This is a genomic window from Bradyrhizobium sp. CER78, assembly GCF_029846235.1.
In the GTDB taxonomy this organism is placed as follows: Bacteria; Pseudomonadota; Alphaproteobacteria; order Rhizobiales; family Xanthobacteraceae; genus Bradyrhizobium.
Map to the genome: position 1 here is coordinate 374655 of NZ_JARVWP010000003.1, position 17507 is coordinate 392161.

Here is a 17507-nt window from a genome sequence, read left to right on the forward strand (position 1 = left end):
ATCCTCGCGTTCAATGCATCTGCATCGAATTAAATGCAGCGGCATGGAACTGTCAAGGTAGATGCATTTGCATCTAAATCACGGTCGCGCGATGATGCCCCCGGTCATCGGGATCGGCACCCCAGTGGTGGCGGGGTAGCTCAGCGGCAGGCCCTTCATGCCCCGCGCGGCGAGGAAGCCGAACGCCTGCGCCTCGATCGCGTCCGCGGCCCAGCCTAGCGCCTCGGCGGGCTCGACGGTCGCCGGCGCCAGGCGCTCGCGCAGCATCCGCAGCATCGTGAGGTTGGAGGCGCCGCCGCCGCAGATGATCCAGCTCTTCGGCCGTTTCGGCAGCAGCGGCACGACGCGGGCGATCGCGGCCGCGGTGAACGCGGTCAGCGTCGCGGCGCCATCGGCCGGCGCCACGGCGCCGAGCTTCAGGCCGGCAAAGTCGTTGCGGTCGAGCGATTTCGGCGGCGGAACCGAGAAGAACGGCAGCCTGAGCGCCTGTGCGATCCAGGCTTCGTCCGGCTTGCCGAGCGCTGCGAACTTGCCGGCGGTGTCGAACGGCTGATGCATCTGGCGGAACATGAAGTCGTCGAGCAGCGCATTGCCCGGCCCGGTGTCGCAGGCGATCAGCGTGTCCAGGCCATCGATATATGTAATGTTGGAAACACCACCGATATTGACCACGACGATCGGGCCCTCGCGGTTCAGCGACTGCGCCAATGCGCGGTGGTAGACCGGCACGAACGGCGCGCCCTGCCCGCCGGCTTCGACGTCGGCGGCGCGGAAATCATGCATCACGGGAATGTGGATCGCCCTGGCGAGCGCAAGGGCATCGCCGATCTGCACCGTCAGCCTCCGCTCGGGGCGATGCAGCACGGTCTGACCATGGAACCCGACGATGTCGATCTCCTGGGCCAAGATCCGGTTCTGCGCCGTGAAGGCGGCGACCGCCTCGGCATGGGCTGTGGTGACGACCTGCTCGGCCTGCCGCAGGATCCCGGGCCGGGCGTCGCGCTGCGACAGATGAACGGCCTCGGTCAGCGCCTGGCGCAGCAGGCTGCGCTCGCCGTCCGTATAGCGGCGATAGCCCGACGGTCCGAAAGCCTTGATCTGGCGGCCATCGGTCTCGATCAGTGCCACGTCGACCCCGTCGAGCGAGGTCCCGCTCATCAGACCGAGTGCCGTTAACATCATTGTAGAAGCGCCCCAGCCGGGAACCCCCGGCTTGTCTCAAACAAGTACATCCTATAATGCCACTGCGCGTCCGCCTGCGGCAGCCTCAAGCTTCAGGGTTCCGCAAATAGATGCAAAAACCGTAAAACAAGAATGATCTGGCTCGCCGACAAATGACTGCATTTAAATCGGATTTCCTGAACACTCTACAGGAACGCGGCTTCGTTCACCAGTGCTCCGATTTCGAGGGCCTCGACGCGCTTGCCGCGAAGGGCGAGGCCACCGCCTATGTCGGCTACGACTGCACCGCGCCGTCGCTGCACATCGGCAACTTCCTCACCATGATGATGCTGTACTGGCTGCAGCAGAGCGGCAACAAGCCGATCACGCTGATGGGTGGCGGCACCACGATGGTCGGCGACCCCTCCGGCAAGGACGAGACGCGCGCGATGCGCACGGTCGCGGAGATCGAAGCCAACAAGGCCTCGATCCGCGGCGTGTTCGCCAAGGTGCTGCGCTATGGCGACGGGCATTCCGACGCCATCATGCTCGACAATGCCGAGTGGCTGACGAAATTGAACTGGATCGAGATGCTGCGCGACATCGGCCGGCACTTCTCGGTCAACCGCATGCTGACGATGGACTCGGTGCGGCTCCGGCTCGAGCGCGAGCAGGAAATGAGCTTCATCGAGTTCAACTACATGGTCTGCCAGGCCTACGATTTCGTCGAGCTCTCGCGCCGCGCCGGCTGCCGGTTGCAGATGGGCGGCTCCGACCAGTGGGGCAACATCGTCAACGGTGTCGATCTCGGCCGCCGCATGGGCACGCCGCAACTGTTCGCGCTGACCACGCCGCTGCTGACCACCGCCTCCGGCGACAAGATGGGCAAGACCGCCAAGGGCGCGGTGTGGCTCAACGCCGACCAGTTCTCGCCGTACGACTTCTGGCAGTACTGGCGCAACGTCGAGGACGCCGACGTCGTCAAGTTCCTCAAGCTGTTCACCATCCTGCCGATCAGCGAGATCAACAAGCTCGCGGCGCTGGCGGGCGGCGAGATCAACGAAGCCAAGAAGGTGCTGGCGACCGAGGCAACCGCCTTGCTTCACGGCCGCGATGCGGCCGTTGAGGCCGCCGAGACCGCGCGCCGCACCTTCGAGGAAGGTGCGCTGGCCGAAACCTTGCCGACGGTGGAAATTCCGCGCGGCGAATTTGAAGCCGGCGTCGGCGTGCTTGCCGCCTTCGTCAAGGCCGAGCTCGTCGCCTCGAACGGCGAAGCGCGGCGGCAGATCAAGGGCGGCGGACTGCGCGTCAACGACGCCGCCGTCACCGACGAGAAGATGCTGCTGACGCCAGCCAATCTCACGCCGGAAGGCGTGGTGAAACTGTCGCTCGGCAAGAAGCGCCACGTCCTGTTGAAGCCTGCATAGGCGCATTCGCTTTTGTCGGTTGTAGGGAGTGCCGAAAGCGCGCTCCCTGCTTTCCGATGGACCAGACCACGCCTCCGAACGACACGCTCGCAGCGCCAGCGAAACAATCGCGCGTCGCGCTGAACGTGCTCGCGCTGTGCTTCGTGCTCTCGGTGCTCGGGCGTGGCCTCAGCGACAGCTTCACGGTGTTCCTCAAACCGATCTCGGAAAATTTCGGCTGGGATCGCGCCTCTGTCGTGTCGGTCTATTCGCTGACCTGGCTCGCCAGCGGCTTGACCGCGCCGCTGGTCGGGCGGCTGTTCGACCGCTCCGGTCCGCGCGTGGTCTATGCGCTCGGTCTGTCGCTGCTCGGTTGCGCCTTCCTGATCGCCTCGCGCGCGCAGCAACTCTGGCAATTCCAGCTCAGCGTCGGCCTCTGCGTCGGCTTCGGGACCGCGCTGATCGGCAACGTCTCGAACTCGATCCTGCTCGGCCGCTGGTTCGGGCCGCGGCTGCCGACGGCAATGGCCGTGATGTATTCGGCGACCGGCGCCGGCCTCCTGGTGCTGCTGCCGCTGTCGCAGGTGCTGATCGACCGGATCGGCTGGCGCGAGGCCTACCAGGTGTTCGGCGTCAGTGCGCTCTGCCTGCTCGTTCCGCTGGTCATTCTGCCGTGGCGGCTGCTCGCCGGCGGATCGCCGCACATCGTCAAGAAGGTCGAGACCGGCCTGATCGACGAAGGCTGGACGCTGCTTGCCGCGATGCGCCACCACGCGTTCTGGGCGCTGTTCTCGACCTTCTTCTTCACCGCGATCGCGATGTACGCGCTGACGGCGCAGATCGTCGCCTATTTGATCGACGTCGGCTTTCCGCCGCTGCAGGCCGCCACCGCCTGGGGCTTCTCCGGCGTTGCGCTGTTCGTCGGCATGCTCGGCGTCTCCACCCTCGACGGCATCATCGGCCGCCGGCCCTCGGTGCTGTTCAGCTACGGCGTTTCGATAGCAGGCATCATCCTGCTCTGGCTGCTGCAATGGTATCCGAACTACTGGCTGCTGACCGGCTTCATCATCTGCTTCGGCAGCATGATCGGCTCACGCGGCCCGCTGATCACGGCGACCGCGCTGAAGATCTTCCGCGGCGAGCGCGTCGGCACGATCTATGGAACGATCATGATCGGCAGCGGCCTCGGCTCTGCGCTCGGCTCCTGGGGCGGCGGCCTGATCCATGACTGGACCCACAGCTACAATCCGCTGATCGCCTTCGCGCTCGTCAACGTGGTGCTCGGCCTGATCCCGTTCCTGGTGGTGCCGGCGCTGCGGCGCTGACTAGACCCACGGCAGGCAGCCCCAAGGAAGCTCAGGCTGACAGCGGGCTGTCAGCAGGCGCCGTCCATCAAGACGTTGCACGGCTTTCTCGACCGCCTCTCAACGTACTTGCTCTGGATATTGCCGGCGTTCTAAAACAAGCGAAGATTGCAATTGATTGTGTCGTGCATGCGCCCGGTTGCTTCTGTCATCCTCTTGATCTGTGCTTTTGTCTTTGCGTGTCCGAAGAACGCGAGCGCGCTCGACTGCGCCAAGGCGTTCTGGTGGAACTTCGATCGCACCGATGGCGATCAGCGAAAGCAGCGGCGGGACGCCGAGGCGCGAGCAACACTGGCGAATATGGGGCCGCTCGTGTTTCGCGGGCGCATCGCATGGACGCGCGATCTATCCGATGTAAGGAAAGATTCGACCCCCAGGTTTTTGATCGTCCTTAAGGACGTTGAAGTCTTGCGGGGAGAGATGCCGCGATCGGCTCGCGATCGAAAAGCTTTCGTCGTGCTCTCCCGATGGTGCGACACCAGATGTGAGTCCATATCGCGGTGGCGTCCCCAAGGGCTGACCACCTTTGCTGCGCACCCCTACACGGGTGGGCCGGTAAGGAGTTATGATGATCCAAACGGCGGAAAGGTCCTCTACAATGGACGTGTCGACGCTGTGATCGGCGTTTGCGACCCGATTCAGCTGACGCCTCTGCAGGAGCAACTGCTCAACGCACCAGCCGATGAAATTGCCCGCCTGGTTCGAGAATACCCGTTTCATCCTATTCGCGAAACCCAGCCAGCAATCCGCTGATCGCCTTCGCGCTGGTCAACGTGGTGCTCGGCCTGATCCCGTTCCTGGTGGTACCGGCGCTGCGGCGCTGAACTCGCACGAGTACGTCCGCTGACCAGAGGAAGGCGGCGCAGAAGCCGACATGAATGCATGTCGGCCTTCGGCCAACAGGCGACATTCGCGAAATGAAGAGGCCGCGAACTGAAGCGGCCTTGAGTGGATGGCTCCCGATTTCTTGGTTGCGAGAGCCGATCCTCTAGTCCGGTACTCTTCTAGTCCGGTACTACTAGTCGCAACGACGGATCCTGCGGACCGAACCGTCGTCACGCTCGACCGTGACGGTGCGGCATCCGCGATATCCGCGATCATAATCGTACGCGCGATAAGCGCGTCGATCATAGTCTCGATCGTAACGGTGCTCCGGACCCACTCTCACGCCGCCGAGCGGAGTGTCGACGGCAACCTGAGCTGACGCGGGTGCAGTGGAGATCGGCGTCGCCATAGCGAAACCAGCAACCGCCAGCACACCAGCCAATAACAGTGTCCTCATGAGGGCTCCTCCTGAGTTGTTGAATTGCTCTCCAACATCCCAGATTGAGCAAGGTTCCTGCGCGAACGTCATCCCGATGGCAGGCGGCTGGACCTGGCGCGTCCACCCCAGATGATTGCAGACAGGACCCCGCCGCGCATGTTCCCGAACCAAACAAATTTCAGCTGGAACCTCTATCGAGGGTCAAGACCGGACGTTGATCAGCGCTGATCTCAATTGCGCTTGTCTCAATTGTTCGTCGTCGGCAGGTCGTTCGGGCCGTATTGCTTGAACTCGAAGATCTTGCGCGTCAGGCCGGGCGCCAGCGCCGAGATCGGGTTGACGCGCAGCACCGGCGCGCTCGGTGTTCCCACCACTTCATAGGTCACACCGATCAGGCCTTCATTACTGCCGGCGCCGAGGAATATCCCGAAGAACGGGATCTGGCCGAACATGTTGTTCAAGCCGTACATCGGAATGAAGGTGCCGTTCATCCGCACCTGGTTGCCGATATAATCGATGCTGCCTTCGATGGTCGCGCCGATGCTCGGTCCCTTGACCACGCCGTTGCGGATCGACAGCTGGCCGCTTTGGCGGGTGAACTCGGCGCGCAGCGCGTCGAACCCGATGCCGTTCTGGGTGCTGACCGGGCCGCCGGCGACGGCGCGGTCGAGCTGGGTTTCGCCCTTCACCGAGAAGCCGGTGATGTTGATGAGACCTTCTCTCGGGCCCGGCTCGGGGATCGGCGGCTCCATCGCCAGCGTAAGCTGGCCGCCGACCACCTTCGAATAAGTGTCGATGAAACGCAGGAACGCGCCGGCGTCTCCGGTCTGCAGGTAGATCACCTCGCGGCCCTGCTGGCGTCCGCGCATATCGACCGCGACCGGCGTATCGCGGCCGACCTTGCCGCTCAGGGTGAACGCCTTGAAGAACCCGTTGCGGCGCGAGATCTTGGCATCGACGCTGCGCAGCGCCTCGCCGTTGAAGCCGGCCACCGCACCGAGCTTCAGATCGACATCGAAATCGGTGGTCTTGGTCTTGCTCTTGGGATCGCTGTCGCGGCCGGAGATCGCCGATTTCAGGAAGCCGCGGCCATCGAACACGTCGCCGCGCATCGTCACCTTGATGACGCCGTCGGGCCCGCGATCGGCACGCAGCGATGTCTTGTCACCTTCCGACGGCGCATAGGTCGGGAAGTTCGCATTCATGAGATCGCCGTTCTGGTCGACCTCGAGCGCGCCCTTGATCGAAACGCCGGCGCCTTCGATCGAGATGTCCTCGAACCGCGTCGATTGTCCCTTCGGCACCACGTTGAAGGTCGCCTTGCCGGCCCTGCCCTGCGTCTTGACCCAACCGGGCAGGATGTTGTCGAGCTTGAGCTGGGTCAGGTCGGCCTCGACGCCCATCTTGGTGGTCGGATTGTCGCCGCTGCCTATCTTGCCGTTCAGCTTGATCGGGATCGCACCCGACACGGCAGGACCGAGATCGAGTCCGAGGCGCGCGCGGCTCGCATCGTCAAGCGTTGCCTGCAGCTTGACGTCGGCATCGCCGTCGGTCGGCTTGCGATAGTCGAGCGAGGCCGCCTGCCCGTTGATCTTGACGTCACCCTTGACCTGGAAGCCGGCGTTGCTGGCCACCAGCTTCAGCGTGTTGGCCTCGAGCTTCTGGTTCATCACCAGCTTGTCGACGGCGACGCCGGTGATGTCGGCGGCGACCGAGTACATCGTATCGGCCTTGGTCAGCTCGCCCTTCACCGGCATGCCGAGATTGATTATCGCGGTGACGTTGCCCTTGCTGGCGTTGGGATCGATCGGCGGACCGGAGAGATCGCTGAGCCGGTCGGACGCGAGGATCTCGGCGGCGGCCGGCACCGGACAGTCGACCCGGAACTTGACCTTCGACGGCGACGGCTTCGGCGCCATGTCCGGCACCTCGAAGGTGAAATCCGACAGCGTGATCTTGCGGCCCGCCGGTGTGTCGGCGACGCCCTGGTTGATGGTCACGGTCGCGGTGCGGCCGGTCACCCTGGCCTTCAGGTCCGCATCATGCACGGCCGGCATCTGATCCACCGGGCGCACCGTGACGCCCGAGGCGACGATGTTGACCGAGAGACCGTCATCCGGGATCGGCGGGCCCTTGCGCGACAGATTATGCACCGGCGAATTGACGCCGACATCGATGCGCTGCAGCGTGCCGCGGTCGATCCGTTCGAGCACCCATTCGCGCACCTCGGGCACGATGATGATCGGCCACATCCGCTTCAGGGCGGAGGCCGACATCGGCGTGCCGGCGAATCCGAGCTGCAACCGCGGCTCGCCGGAATAGTCGACGCTGCCGGTGCCGGCGACGCCGATCTCGCCATTGGAGACGTCGGCCTGGGTCAGCAGCACGCGTTTCTTCTCGGTGTCGAACCGGAAGCCGATGTTGATGCGATTGAAGATCAGCGGCGGTTCGTTCTTGTCGGCGCCGGCCAGCACGATGGTGCCACCGGACAGTCCCGCCTGCCAGTCGGTGACATTGTCGTTGGGCGGCTCAAGATGCCCGAGCAGCGTGATGCGGTTGGCGCCCGAGACGATCTTGATCGGCGCCAGCAGCACGCGCCGCCCCGAATCCCATTCGACGCTCATCTCGGCCGAATCGATCGGCATCGGGTAGTCGGGCGTGTCGGTGTCGATGATGTTGCCGGCGCCGACATTGATCTTGCCGCGGAAATAGGTCGGCAGACCGTCGCGGCCGAGCTCGCCCTTCATCTCGCCCGACAGCGGCAGGTCGGCGGTGTAGGTGAGATCCTTGGTCCGCATCGCGAGCAGGATGTTCCGGGTGGAAACCTTGTCGGCCTTGACGTCGACCGAACGCACGCCGTTCTGCTGCGGTCCGACCAGGACGCGCACCGACCAGGGCTTTGCGCCCTCCTCGCCGAAGCTGAGCGCCACGCCGCCGCCGCTCGGGCGCCGCAGGCTCAGGCTGATATTCTCGAAGCTCCATTTGTTGCCGCGCTGCTGGTCGTCGACGACGAGATTGCCGTTCTTCAGGCCGATCTCGTTGAGGTTCTGACCGTCGAGGCCGGTCATGCTGAGGCTGTCGAGCCAGTCGAGCCCGGCAAGCAGCCCGCTCTGGGCCGAGTCAGGTGCGGCCGCCGAGGGCTCGGACGCAACCGGCGGCGAGGCCACCGGCGGCGGTGCTGCGGGCGCCGGACGCGGGAATGTCGGCGGCAGGCCTGCTTCACGCTTGGACGCAACGCCGGTGGCGAGCGGCTTTGCGGTGTCGCCAGCGGATACGGTCACATTGCCGTCGGGCGTGATGCGCACCGACAGTTCGGCATCGACCAGATTGAGGCTCTCCGCCCGCAGCTGTCCCATCAGCAGCGCCGTTCCGGACAACCGCACTTCGGCTTTCGGCGCGCTGGCAACCACCGCATGGTCGCGGTCGCGGACGATGATGTCGCGGATCCGCACCGCGATCCTGACCCGGCCGGCACGCTCGATCTGTGTTCCGCCGACCTCGACCGTGTTGCCGTGGCCGATATTCTCCTCGATCGCCGCGGCCAGCCACGGCGTCGCCAGATCGAGATTGATCGGGCCGGCACCGAGCCGCCACCACAATGCGCCGAAGCAGGTCGCGAACAGCGCGACCAGCACCACGAGCACCAATCCGATGCGACGGATCCAGCGCTCGCCATGCAGCCAGCGCTGCATGCCGGAACAGAAATCAGTGAAGCGATGCAGGTTGGTGTTGGAACGCGACAGCAATTGCCGCGCACGGTTGCCCGCCGCCTCATCCTGCTCGTCCCACGCGGCGTCGTCTTCCCATTGCGAGAAGTCAGCTCCGGCGCGCGGATTTGGACCCTGCGGCGACGTTTTCCTTGCCATTGCCTCTCGGTGCTGACGGCGAAGCTGCTCGCCGCCATCGGGGCGCCCGTCGATTCGTATCGAGCGCTCCCGTGCCGGCATCGCCGCCTATCCTCGCCTAATCATGTTACTCGCCGATGGCCCACGGAACGGACCAAACCAACCAATCAAAAACCAATTCAGCAAGCGAACGGGTTACGCGTCGAATTCCTTGTCACCATACTCCGTGGCCATCAAACTTGCCCAGCGGCCGATGCGAATCCGGCCACCGCGAAGAAGACCCGCAATACCCCAATGGTTGAGCTTCGGAAAGCGACGAAAGGAAGGCGTATGTCCAAGAAAACGCGCAAGAAATCCTCCAACACAACCGGAAAGCGGGTCGCAACGAAGGTTGCGCGCGCCGCAAGCGCAAGCACTGGGAAGTCCGCGGCGAAAACCCGCACAACGGTTGCGAAAAAGCCTGCGCCCAAAACAGCCAAGGCCAAGGCGTCTACGAAAAAGACCGCAGCGGATGTTCAAGGCAAAGCCTCGCACAAGGCTGCATCGAAACCGTTAAAGCGGGAGCCGGCCGCGACTGTGACCAAGACCGTGACCAAGTCGTCCGCCGTCACACTGGCCGAAGGCACGTCAGCACCTGGCTTCGACCTGCCGCGCGACGGCGGGGGCAGCCTTTCGCTGAAGGATTTCGCCGGCAAGAAGCTGGTGCTGTTCTTCTATCCCCGTGCCGACACCCCAGGCTGCACCAGGGAGGCGATCGACTTCACCCGGCTCAAGGGCGAGTTCACCGCTGCTGATACCGAGGTGGTCGGCATATCAGCCGATACGGTTAAGGCGCAGGAGTCATTTCGAAACAAACACCAGCTGTCCGTGCCGCTGGTCTCCGACGGCGCCCATCAGATGCTGGAGGCGTATGGCGCCTGGGGCGAAAAATCCATGTATGGCAGGACCTTCATGGGAATTATTCGCACCACGGTTCTGGTCGATTCCGGTGGAAAAGTCGCCCGGATCTGGCGCCATGTGAAGGTCGACGGCCATGCCGAAGCGGTATTGGAGGCCGCCCGTTCACTCTGACCGGAGCGGTTCCATTTCCTGAAAATTAACCATGGCGGGCTCAAATCGGCCCCGCAAATTAGCCGTACGGAGCTTGGTCCGACCGGCCGCGGGAGTACCGATGTCGAGCCGGTCCGGTCATCACCAGAAACACCATCATCACCAGGACCATGGCCGGGCACCGGCGCGCCGCCCGGGCGCCCATCACGCCGCACCGGCGGTGGCGGCCTCCGGCGAGGGCTATACGCTGGTCCATGCCGGCAAGCAGGTCCGGTTCGGGCCGGTCGTGTTCTGGATCGCGGTCGGCAGCGTAGTTCTGCTCGGCATGTGGTCGGCGGCGACCGCGACCTACTTCGCGTTCCGCGACGACGTCCTGACCCGGTTGATCGCGCGCCAGGCCGAGATGCAATACGCCTACGAGGATCGCATCTCCGAGCTGCGTGCCAAGGTGGACCGCACCACGAGCCGCCAGCTGCTCGACCAGGAGCAATTCGACCAGAAGCTCGACCAGATCATGAAGCGGCAGTCGACGCTGGAATCGCGCGCCACCGCGCTCGGCGCGATGCCCGATGCCACCTCAACCGGATCGATCAAGCCGCAGGGCCGCGCCGAGGCGGCGCCGTCCTCCGGCACGCCAAAGCCCTCCCCGATCAGCGACACCGTGATCTTCGTGGCGCCGCCGGACCGCGAGGCGCGGCTGGAATCCCGCGCACCGCTGATCGCCAAGGCGCAGCCGAACCAGTTCGCCAAGGCTCAGGGCGTCGACAATGTCCTGGTCCGTCTGCAGACCTCGCTCGATCAGGTCGAGCGCCGCCAGGTCGCGGCGCTCTCCTCGGTCGAGGACGGCATCGAATCGCGGGTGCGCCGGATGCGCGGCGTGATAAGCGATCTCGGCCTCAACATGTCGCAGCTCGAAGCAGCCGTGCCGCGCTCAGGCATGGGCGGCCCCTATGTGCCGGTGAAGCTCGCGCCCGACGCCGGCGCGTTCGAACGCCAGCTCTATCGCATCAACATCAACCGCGCGCAGATGCAGCGCTTGAACCAGACACTGGCGCTGGTGCCCTACCGCAAGCCCGTGGTTGGCGAGGTCGAATTCACCAGCGGCTTCGGCGTTCGCAGCGATCCCTTCCTCGGCCGGCCGGCGATGCACACCGGCCTCGACTTCCGCGCCGCGCAGGGCGATCCGGTGCGCGTCACCGCCAACGGCAAGGTAGTGTCGGCAGGCTGGGCCGGCGGCTATGGCCGCATGGTCGAGGTCGATCACGGCAACGGTCTGTCGACCCGCTACGGCCATCTCTCCGAGATCGGCGTCAAGGTCGGCGAATACGTCAAGATCGGCCAGGTGATCGGCGCGGTCGGCTCGACCGGCCGTTCCACCGGTCCGCATCTGCACTATGAAACCCGCATCGACGGCGAAGCGGTCGACCCGCAGAAATTCCTCCGCGCCGGCGTCCGCCTCAGCGCAGGATAGAGCTTCCAATCACATCTTATGTCTCTGAAACCGGCGCGGGCCAAACCTGCGCCGGTTTTGCGCGCGGCGCGAGATGATGGGATCGCTCATGACCCACCGCCCTCGCTTGAATCGTCGTCGACCGGACCGTCCGGGCCTTCGCGATAGATGTAGATGCCGAAATTCCAGCGGTAGTCGCCGCCCTTGTCCTTGGCGAGCGCGCGGTTGGCTTCGCGGTTGGCGACCTTCAGCGCCTCCATCGCAAGCTCGCGCGAACGCCCCTCGAGCCGCTTCGCCAGCTTTGCCGACAGCCCGTCGTAATGCACCGCGCGTTCGAGGAAGCGCGGCGTCGCCGGCGACACGTTCTGCTCGGCGGCCGCGACATGGTCGTGCAGATTGCGGCCGAGATAGTGCCATTTGCGGTCGTCGTCGCCATGCGGCACGAAGGCCTCCTCGACCAGCATGATCTGGTCGCGGTCATTGATGGTGACGAGCTTGCGGTCGAGCCATTCGTCCAGCACCGCGCGCGGCCGCACGTCCTTGGTAATCGATTCGACCAGCGTCTCGAACGAAGGTGCGCCTCCGTCGGCGGTGCGCGGCAGCGGCAGCGGATCGCCCTTGGCATCGGTGAACTCGGGCGCGGCCAGCCAGCGCGCGATGATCGCGCTGGTGCGCGACAGCGTCGCCGGCACCGCGTTGACCGGCGCGCCCGCGCCGCGCAGCCGCGCCACCTCCTTGCGGTGGATGCCGGTCAGCAGGCTGACGCGGCTGTCGGTCTGCTCCTTGCCTTCGAGTGCGAAGTCGTGTTCGGCGACGTTGACGAAGAGCTCGCGCAGCAGTTGAGTCAGCGCCGGAAAGGTCATGCCGCCGCGGATGCAAAGCCGCACCAGCGGGCGCAGCATCCGCGCCAGCGGCGCGTGCAGCGTCGCTGCGGCGATCGGCACAGGCGATCCCACCTTCGACTTCGGGGCCTTGGCATTCATGCCCAACTTTTAGCCATCCCCGGCGTGGGACACAATCCCACCTCACTTAGCGTGTGATATTTTCCCACTTATGGGAAACAAGGTTCACCCTTCGGACGGAACGCGCGCTTGCGGGCGCGATCTGTCACAAGTGACCCCGACACTGCCGCTAAGACGGACCGCTCCATGCCATCAACCCGATTCGACCTTGCGATCGCGGAAGCCTGCCGGACCGCCGGAGTCGCCGTCGCCAGCCTCGTGGTCTGGACCACCTCACCCTATCTGCGCCAGCGCATCGCCGACATCGGCATCGAGTATCACGCGCAGGACACCTCGGGCATCGCCTCCACCGCGCAGCGCCTGGCCTATGGGCGGAAGTCGATCAAATTCATCGCCGAAGCGCCAATGCAGGGGCGTGGCACCGGCTCCATCAACCACATGTTCACCATGGATGCCGTCGGGCGAACCGGCCTCGACGCCGAGGTGATCAACAACCCGCACAACCAGACCTTCAACGTCGCGATCCAATAGGGGCTCATCGGCATCCTGCTGCTTTACGCGATGTGGACCAGTCACATCAGGCTGTGCTCCGGCAGCGGCTTCGTGAGTTGGATCGGGCTCGCCTTGGTCGTGCAGAGCATCACGAGCTCGCTGCTCAATTCGCATCTGTCGGATTTTCACCAGGGCTGGATGTACGTGATCGGCGTCGCCGGCGGCATGGCGCTCCGCGTCCGCCAGCCGGAGAAGATTCCGGCGGCCGGTGCCGCGGCGCGCCCAAGATAGCTGCGACGGGTGCGAGGCGTGTGACTCGCAGCCGTGCAACGCATTCCGTGTCGTCCCTGCGAAAGCAGGGACCCATAACCACGACTGGTTATTGCTGCACGATAGCGGAACGACGAGTCCCGTTCACAACGCAGGCCGCGGAGTATGGGTCCCTGCTTTCGCAGGGACGACGGCGGATGTGTTGGCTTGAGTGCGGCCCTATCGCGTCGCGTCGTGCCCGACCTCACCTGTGATGACGTCGCCGAACAGCTCCCACGCTTCGCCGTTGAACCGCATCAATTGCATCTGCTCGATCGGGAAGTAATCGTCGGGCGAGGTATTGACCATGACGCCCGGCAGCATCAGGTCGGAATGGAAGTTCTTCAAATTGGCGGCCTGCTTCATCACGTTTTCGCGCGTGAGATTGTCGCCGCATTGCTTCAGCACCTGCACCATCGCCTCCGACTGCACGTAGCCGTAGACGTTGTTGAAGTTGGCCTTGTCGCCGTCCGGATAATATTTGTCCATGAACTCGCGCCATTTCACGACCGCGGGGTCCTTGTCCCAGGTTGGATCGGTCGGATCCTTCAGGTATTGGGTCGAGATGATGCCCTTGGCATATTCGAGCCCCGCCGGCTTCAACACCGAGGCGACCGTGGTCGCGGTATTGGCGAGGAAGAACTTTGGCTTCCAGCCGAGCTCGCCGACTTTCCGGATCGCCTGCGCCGAGCCCTTCGGCGCCGCCCAGGAGAAAAAGATATCGGCGCCGGAATCGTGCAGCGCGACGATCTGCGAATCGATCGAGGGATCGGAGACCTCGTAGGACTTGTCGGCGATGATCATGCCCGCCTTGTCGCCGAGCCCATCCTTTAGGCCCTTGAACTGATCCTTGCCCGCGTCGTCATTCTGCCAGAACACCGCGATCTTGCTGTTTGGAAACTTGTCGCGAACGTATTTCGCGTAGATGCGCCCCTCGCTCTGGTAGTTGGGCTGAAAGCCCATCGTCCAGGGGAAGTTCTTGGGGTCGCCGAACTTGGTGCCGCCGGACGCGACGAACAATTGCGGCACCTTCTTGGCATTCATGTATTTCATGATTGCCGAATTCGACGGCGTGCCGAGCGCCTGGAAGATCAACAGCACCTCGTCGCTCTCGACCAGCTTGCGCGCCTGCTCGATTGCCTTGGGCGGCGAATAGGCATCGTCGTAGCTGATGAAGTTGATCTTGCGGCCGTTGATGCCGCCCTGCTCGTTGATCATCTTGAAGAACGCGGCCTCGGTCTTGCCGATCACGCCGTAGGACGACGCCGGGCCGCTATACGGCATGATGTTGCCGATCTTGATTTCGGTATCGGTCGCGCCGGGATCGTATTTCTTCTGGGCGTGGGCCGAGGTCGCGAGCAGTGCCACACTTGCGAACGCCACGATTGCGCCAATATATCCAGAACGAGCCGGCATCGTTTTCTCCCGATTTTTGTCGTGGTTTTGACGGCAAGTCTCGCAAGAGACGCATGTGCTGGCAAGCGCCGGGTTTTTCCGTTGGGCGAAACGGCATTGTTGCCTCGCGCTATTTATGATTGAAGGTCGATCTGGGGATCACGAGTCGAGGCGTTCTGATTGCGTAAACCGGACATTCGTACCGGTCCGCGGCATCCGCGTATTGCGGCTGCGGGCTATGAAATCACGCGCCGCCTCAGCGAACGTGCGCTGGCTGGTCGTGGCCTGCACAAGGCCAATGGCGAGTTCGCGCAAGCCACGATCGCCTCGATCCGCGAAAGGCTGCAGCGCGGCGAGACCGTCTATATCGCGGGCCTCGCCTGCCCCGGCACGCACAACACCGGCGTCGCGCTGGTTGAGGTTACCCAGAAGGACGGCCCGCGCCTGATCGTCAACAACGAGGAAGAGCGCTTTTCCGGAAACAAACATACCAACGAGTTTCCGCAATACGCGCTCGACGACATGCGCAAGGTGTTGCAGCGGATGGGCCGCGACATCGGCGACATCGCCGCCTTCGTCACCACATGGGACTATCCGGCACTGCTGGCGATGCTGATCCGCACCTCGCTCGAGGAAGCGCCGACCAGCATCAAATTGCTGCGCGCGCCGATCGCGCCCGCGATCAACCTGCGACAGATGGACCAGGTGCGGCGCATCTCGCGCAGGCTCGGCAAGATGTACGGGCTCGGCGAGCAGCTGCCGCTGATATGCATGCCGCATCACGACAATCACGCCTGGTACTCGTTCACCGCCTCGCCGTTCGCCGATCTGCGCGAGCGCGTCGCGATCGCGGTGCTCGACGGCACCGGCGATGTCGGCTCGATCTCGCTCTATGTCGCCGACAACGGCGAGATGAAGCAGCTCTACTGCAATGAGAGCCTGTTCGATTCGCTCGGCGCTTTCTACACCGTGATCTCGTCGAGCCAGGGCGGCTGGACCTGGCTCTCCAGCGAGGGCCGCTACATGGGCGCCGCCGCCTGGGGCGACATGAACCGCGCCACCAATCCCTATTATCAGCGACTGAAGGCGGTGCTGCATCTCGGCCCCGATGGCAGCGTGCAGCTCAATCGCGCGATGGCCAACTGGTACGCCGATCCTGCCGACAATCCGTACAAGCAGCCGCTGATCGACATTCTCGGCCCGCCGCTGCGGCCCGACCAGCTCTGGAATCCCGACGCCATGCTGCGTGTCGAGGACATCAATCACCGCCCCGATACCAAGGATCGCGTCGACAAGGCCGCCGCGACGCAACTGGTGTTCGAGGACGCGATGATCCATGTCATCGATCACCTCCTGCGCATCACCGGCACCGATCGCCTGGTGCTGACCGGCGGCGTGGCGCTGAACGCGCTCGGCAACATGCGGCTGCTCGAGCATTTCGACGAAGCCTGGTTCGAACGCGCGCAGCAGCGCAAGACGCGGCTGCATATGTGGGTGCCGCCGGTGCCCGGCGATCCCGGTGTGCCGATCGGTGCGGCATGGCTGTTCGCGCACATGGCAGGCGCGCCGCGCGGTGCGCCGCTGTCGCACGCATTCTATTGCGGCCTGCCGCCCTCGAACGCCGACATCACCGCGGCGCTCGACGCCGACGACATCGCCTCTACCGAGATCGGCAATGTCGCAACGTCAGAGGGACGAGATGCGGTTGCCGATCTGATGGCCAGCATGGTGGCGCAAGGCGGCGTGATCGCGATCTACCAGGGCGCGGCCGAGACCGGCCCGCGCGCGCTCGGCCATCGCTCGATCCTCGCCAACCCCTGCGATCCCGCGGTACGCGAGCGGCTCAACGAGCGCGTCAAGTACCGCGAGGCGATCCGGCCGCTGGCGCCGATGGCGACGCTTGAGGCCGCGCGCGACTATTTCGAGCTGGAAGACGGCGCCTCCGACGGCGACTACAACGCCTATAATTACATGGTGCTGACCGCGCATTCGAAGCCGGAAGCCCGCGAGAAGATTCCGGCCGTGGTGCATGCCGACGGCACCGGTCGCATCCAGATTGTGCGCGAGGCCGACGATCCCCTCACCTATGCTTATCTGAAGGCGCTCGGCCGCCATATCGGCGTCGAGATGTCGGTCAACACATCGTTCAATGTCGCGGGCCCGATCGCGCAGACCCCCGTGCAGGCGATGGACACGCTGCGCCGCTCCAAGGGGCTCGATGCCGTGGTGCTGGTGGCCGATGACGGCACCGCCTATGCGGCCTGGCGCGGCGGCGAGCGCGACAGCGGGCGGTTCAGCGGATGGTACGCGGCATGGAAGCAGGGATATCCGAGCACCGCCGCAATCTAGAGACTGGAGGAGCCGATGTACGACCTTCTAAAGGATTGGGCTCAAATCTCTCCAGGATTTGTACCCGTTGTCGCGCTTCTCGCCGTACTGATAGCTGGGCGGCAACTCGCCCTTAATCGAATAAGTCATCGGGAGACGACCGCAAAAGCTACCCTCCGAGAGTATCTCAAGCTTGCAGTCCAATACCCAAAGCTTTCTCAGGGTGACTTCAGCCAACTGCAGGGTGAAGAATTGGAGCGCTACAAATGGTTGGTTGGCTATCTTCTTTGGTCAGCCGAGGAACTCCTTGAATTTGATCCGAAAGAAGATGCCTGGACGCGTAATCTGAAGATGTTAATGAAGCATCACGGCGACTACCTCAAGTCGCCGGAGTTCAACGCGCAAGAGCTCGGAACCTACTCCGCGAAAACGCAATCCTTCATCAAGAATGCCGTTGCGTCGAACTAAAAATCACACACGC

13 protein-coding genes are annotated in these 17507 nt (G+C 64.1%); 9 read left to right on the forward strand and 4 right to left on the reverse strand.

Going from position 1 to position 17507, the window contains the following annotated elements:
* Nucleotides 1–78 precede the first annotated feature (78 nt).
* Nucleotides 79–1182: an anhydro-N-acetylmuramic acid kinase gene (locus tag QDT69_RS07690; protein ID WP_279705993.1), complete on the reverse strand. Its 1104-nt coding sequence runs from the start codon at nucleotides 1180–1182 to the stop codon at nucleotides 79–81.
* 152 nt (nucleotides 1183–1334) lie between these two features.
* Here QDT69_RS07690 and tyrS point away from each other — a divergent pair, with 152 nt between their 5' ends.
* From tyrS to QDT69_RS07705, 3 genes are all read left to right on the forward strand, one after another.
* Nucleotides 1335–2588 (forward strand): tyrosine--tRNA ligase, encoded by a 1254-nt coding sequence (tyrS, locus tag QDT69_RS07695; RefSeq protein WP_279705994.1) that lies wholly within the window; start codon nucleotides 1335–1337, stop codon nucleotides 2586–2588.
* 56 nt (nucleotides 2589–2644) lie between these two features.
* Nucleotides 2645–3892 (forward strand): MFS transporter, encoded by a 1248-nt coding sequence (locus QDT69_RS07700; RefSeq protein WP_279705995.1) that lies wholly within the window; start codon nucleotides 2645–2647, stop codon nucleotides 3890–3892.
* Nucleotides 3893–4039: 147 nt separating this feature from the next.
* A complete protein-coding gene (locus QDT69_RS07705) occupies nucleotides 4040–4684 on the forward strand; it encodes a hypothetical protein (RefSeq protein ID WP_279705996.1) in 645 nt (214 codons plus the stop codon).
* A 756-nt stretch (nucleotides 4685–5440) separates the two neighbouring features.
* On the opposite strand, the gene QDT69_RS07710 is transcribed toward QDT69_RS07705, so the two are convergent.
* The gene (locus QDT69_RS07710) at nucleotides 5441–9142 is read right to left on the reverse strand and encodes a DUF3971 domain-containing protein (RefSeq protein WP_279705997.1); all 3702 of its coding nucleotides are present in this window, start codon (nucleotides 9140–9142) and stop codon (nucleotides 5441–5443) included.
* Between the two features lie 228 nt (nucleotides 9143–9370).
* On the opposite strand from QDT69_RS07710, the gene QDT69_RS07715 reads away from it, so the two are divergent.
* A complete protein-coding gene (locus tag QDT69_RS07715) occupies nucleotides 9371–10111 on the forward strand; it encodes a redoxin domain-containing protein (RefSeq protein WP_279705998.1) in 741 nt (246 codons plus the stop codon).
* Between the two features lie 100 nt (nucleotides 10112–10211).
* The gene (locus QDT69_RS07720; protein WP_279705999.1) at nucleotides 10212–11561 is read left to right on the forward strand and encodes a M23 family metallopeptidase; all 1350 of its coding nucleotides are present in this window, start codon (nucleotides 10212–10214) and stop codon (nucleotides 11559–11561) included.
* An 86-nt stretch (nucleotides 11562–11647) separates the two neighbouring features.
* On the opposite strand, the gene QDT69_RS07725 is transcribed toward QDT69_RS07720, so the two are convergent.
* Entirely contained in the window at nucleotides 11648–12523 is an 876-nt protein-coding gene (locus tag QDT69_RS07725) for a DUF6502 family protein (RefSeq protein WP_279706000.1), read from the reverse strand.
* A gap of 165 nt (nucleotides 12524–12688) precedes the next feature.
* Between QDT69_RS07725 and QDT69_RS07730 the strand changes: the two genes are divergently transcribed.
* Complete coding sequence (locus tag QDT69_RS07730; RefSeq protein ID WP_279706001.1) at nucleotides 12689–13033, forward strand: hypothetical protein; 345 nt, start codon at nucleotides 12689–12691, stop codon at nucleotides 13031–13033.
* 30 nt (nucleotides 13034–13063) lie between these two features.
* The gene (locus QDT69_RS07735; RefSeq protein WP_279706002.1) at nucleotides 13064–13285 is read left to right on the forward strand and encodes a hypothetical protein; all 222 of its coding nucleotides are present in this window, start codon (nucleotides 13064–13066) and stop codon (nucleotides 13283–13285) included.
* 198 nt (nucleotides 13286–13483) lie between these two features.
* On the opposite strand, the gene QDT69_RS07740 is transcribed toward QDT69_RS07735, so the two are convergent.
* On the reverse strand, nucleotides 13484–14719 hold the full coding sequence (locus QDT69_RS07740; protein WP_279706003.1) for an ABC transporter substrate-binding protein: 1236 nt from the start codon (nucleotides 14717–14719) through the stop codon (nucleotides 13484–13486).
* A 159-nt stretch (nucleotides 14720–14878) separates the two neighbouring features.
* On the opposite strand from QDT69_RS07740, the gene QDT69_RS07745 reads away from it, so the two are divergent.
* Together QDT69_RS07745 and QDT69_RS07750 are read left to right on the forward strand one after the other, a co-directional pair.
* Nucleotides 14879–17047, forward strand: a complete 2169-nt coding sequence (locus QDT69_RS07745; RefSeq protein WP_279706004.1) for a carbamoyltransferase C-terminal domain-containing protein — start codon at nucleotides 14879–14881, stop codon at nucleotides 17045–17047.
* A gap of 15 nt (nucleotides 17048–17062) precedes the next feature.
* Entirely contained in the window at nucleotides 17063–17494 is a 432-nt protein-coding gene (locus tag QDT69_RS07750) for a hypothetical protein (protein WP_279706005.1), read from the forward strand.
* The last annotated feature ends 13 nt before the right edge of the window (nucleotides 17495–17507 follow it).

Bases quoted from the DNA above. Each gene is read 5' to 3' on its own strand.
- QDT69_RS07690 (WP_279705993.1), bottom strand. From the start codon at position 1,182: ATGATGTTAACGGCACTCGGTCTGATGAGCGGGACCTCGCTCGACGGG.
- QDT69_RS07720 (WP_279705999.1), top strand. From the start codon at position 10,212: ATGTCGAGCCGGTCCGGTCATCACCAGAAACACCATCATCACCAGGAC.
- QDT69_RS07700 (WP_279705995.1), top strand. From the start codon at position 2,645: ATGGACCAGACCACGCCTCCGAACGACACGCTCGCAGCGCCAGCGAAA.
- tyrS (WP_279705994.1), top strand. From the start codon at position 1,335: ATGACTGCATTTAAATCGGATTTCCTGAACACTCTACAGGAACGCGGC.
- QDT69_RS07740 (WP_279706003.1), bottom strand. From the start codon at position 14,719: ATGCCGGCTCGTTCTGGATATATTGGCGCAATCGTGGCGTTCGCAAGT.
- QDT69_RS07750 (WP_279706005.1), top strand. From the start codon at position 17,063: ATGTACGACCTTCTAAAGGATTGGGCTCAAATCTCTCCAGGATTTGTA.
- QDT69_RS07715 (WP_279705998.1), top strand. From the start codon at position 9,371: ATGTCCAAGAAAACGCGCAAGAAATCCTCCAACACAACCGGAAAGCGG.
- QDT69_RS07710 (WP_279705997.1), bottom strand. From the start codon at position 9,142: ATGCCGGCACGGGAGCGCTCGATACGAATCGACGGGCGCCCCGATGGC.
- QDT69_RS07725 (WP_279706000.1), bottom strand. From the start codon at position 12,523: ATGAATGCCAAGGCCCCGAAGTCGAAGGTGGGATCGCCTGTGCCGATC.
- QDT69_RS07735 (WP_279706002.1), top strand. From the start codon at position 13,064: ATGTGGACCAGTCACATCAGGCTGTGCTCCGGCAGCGGCTTCGTGAGT.
- QDT69_RS07730 (WP_279706001.1), top strand. From the start codon at position 12,689: ATGCCATCAACCCGATTCGACCTTGCGATCGCGGAAGCCTGCCGGACC.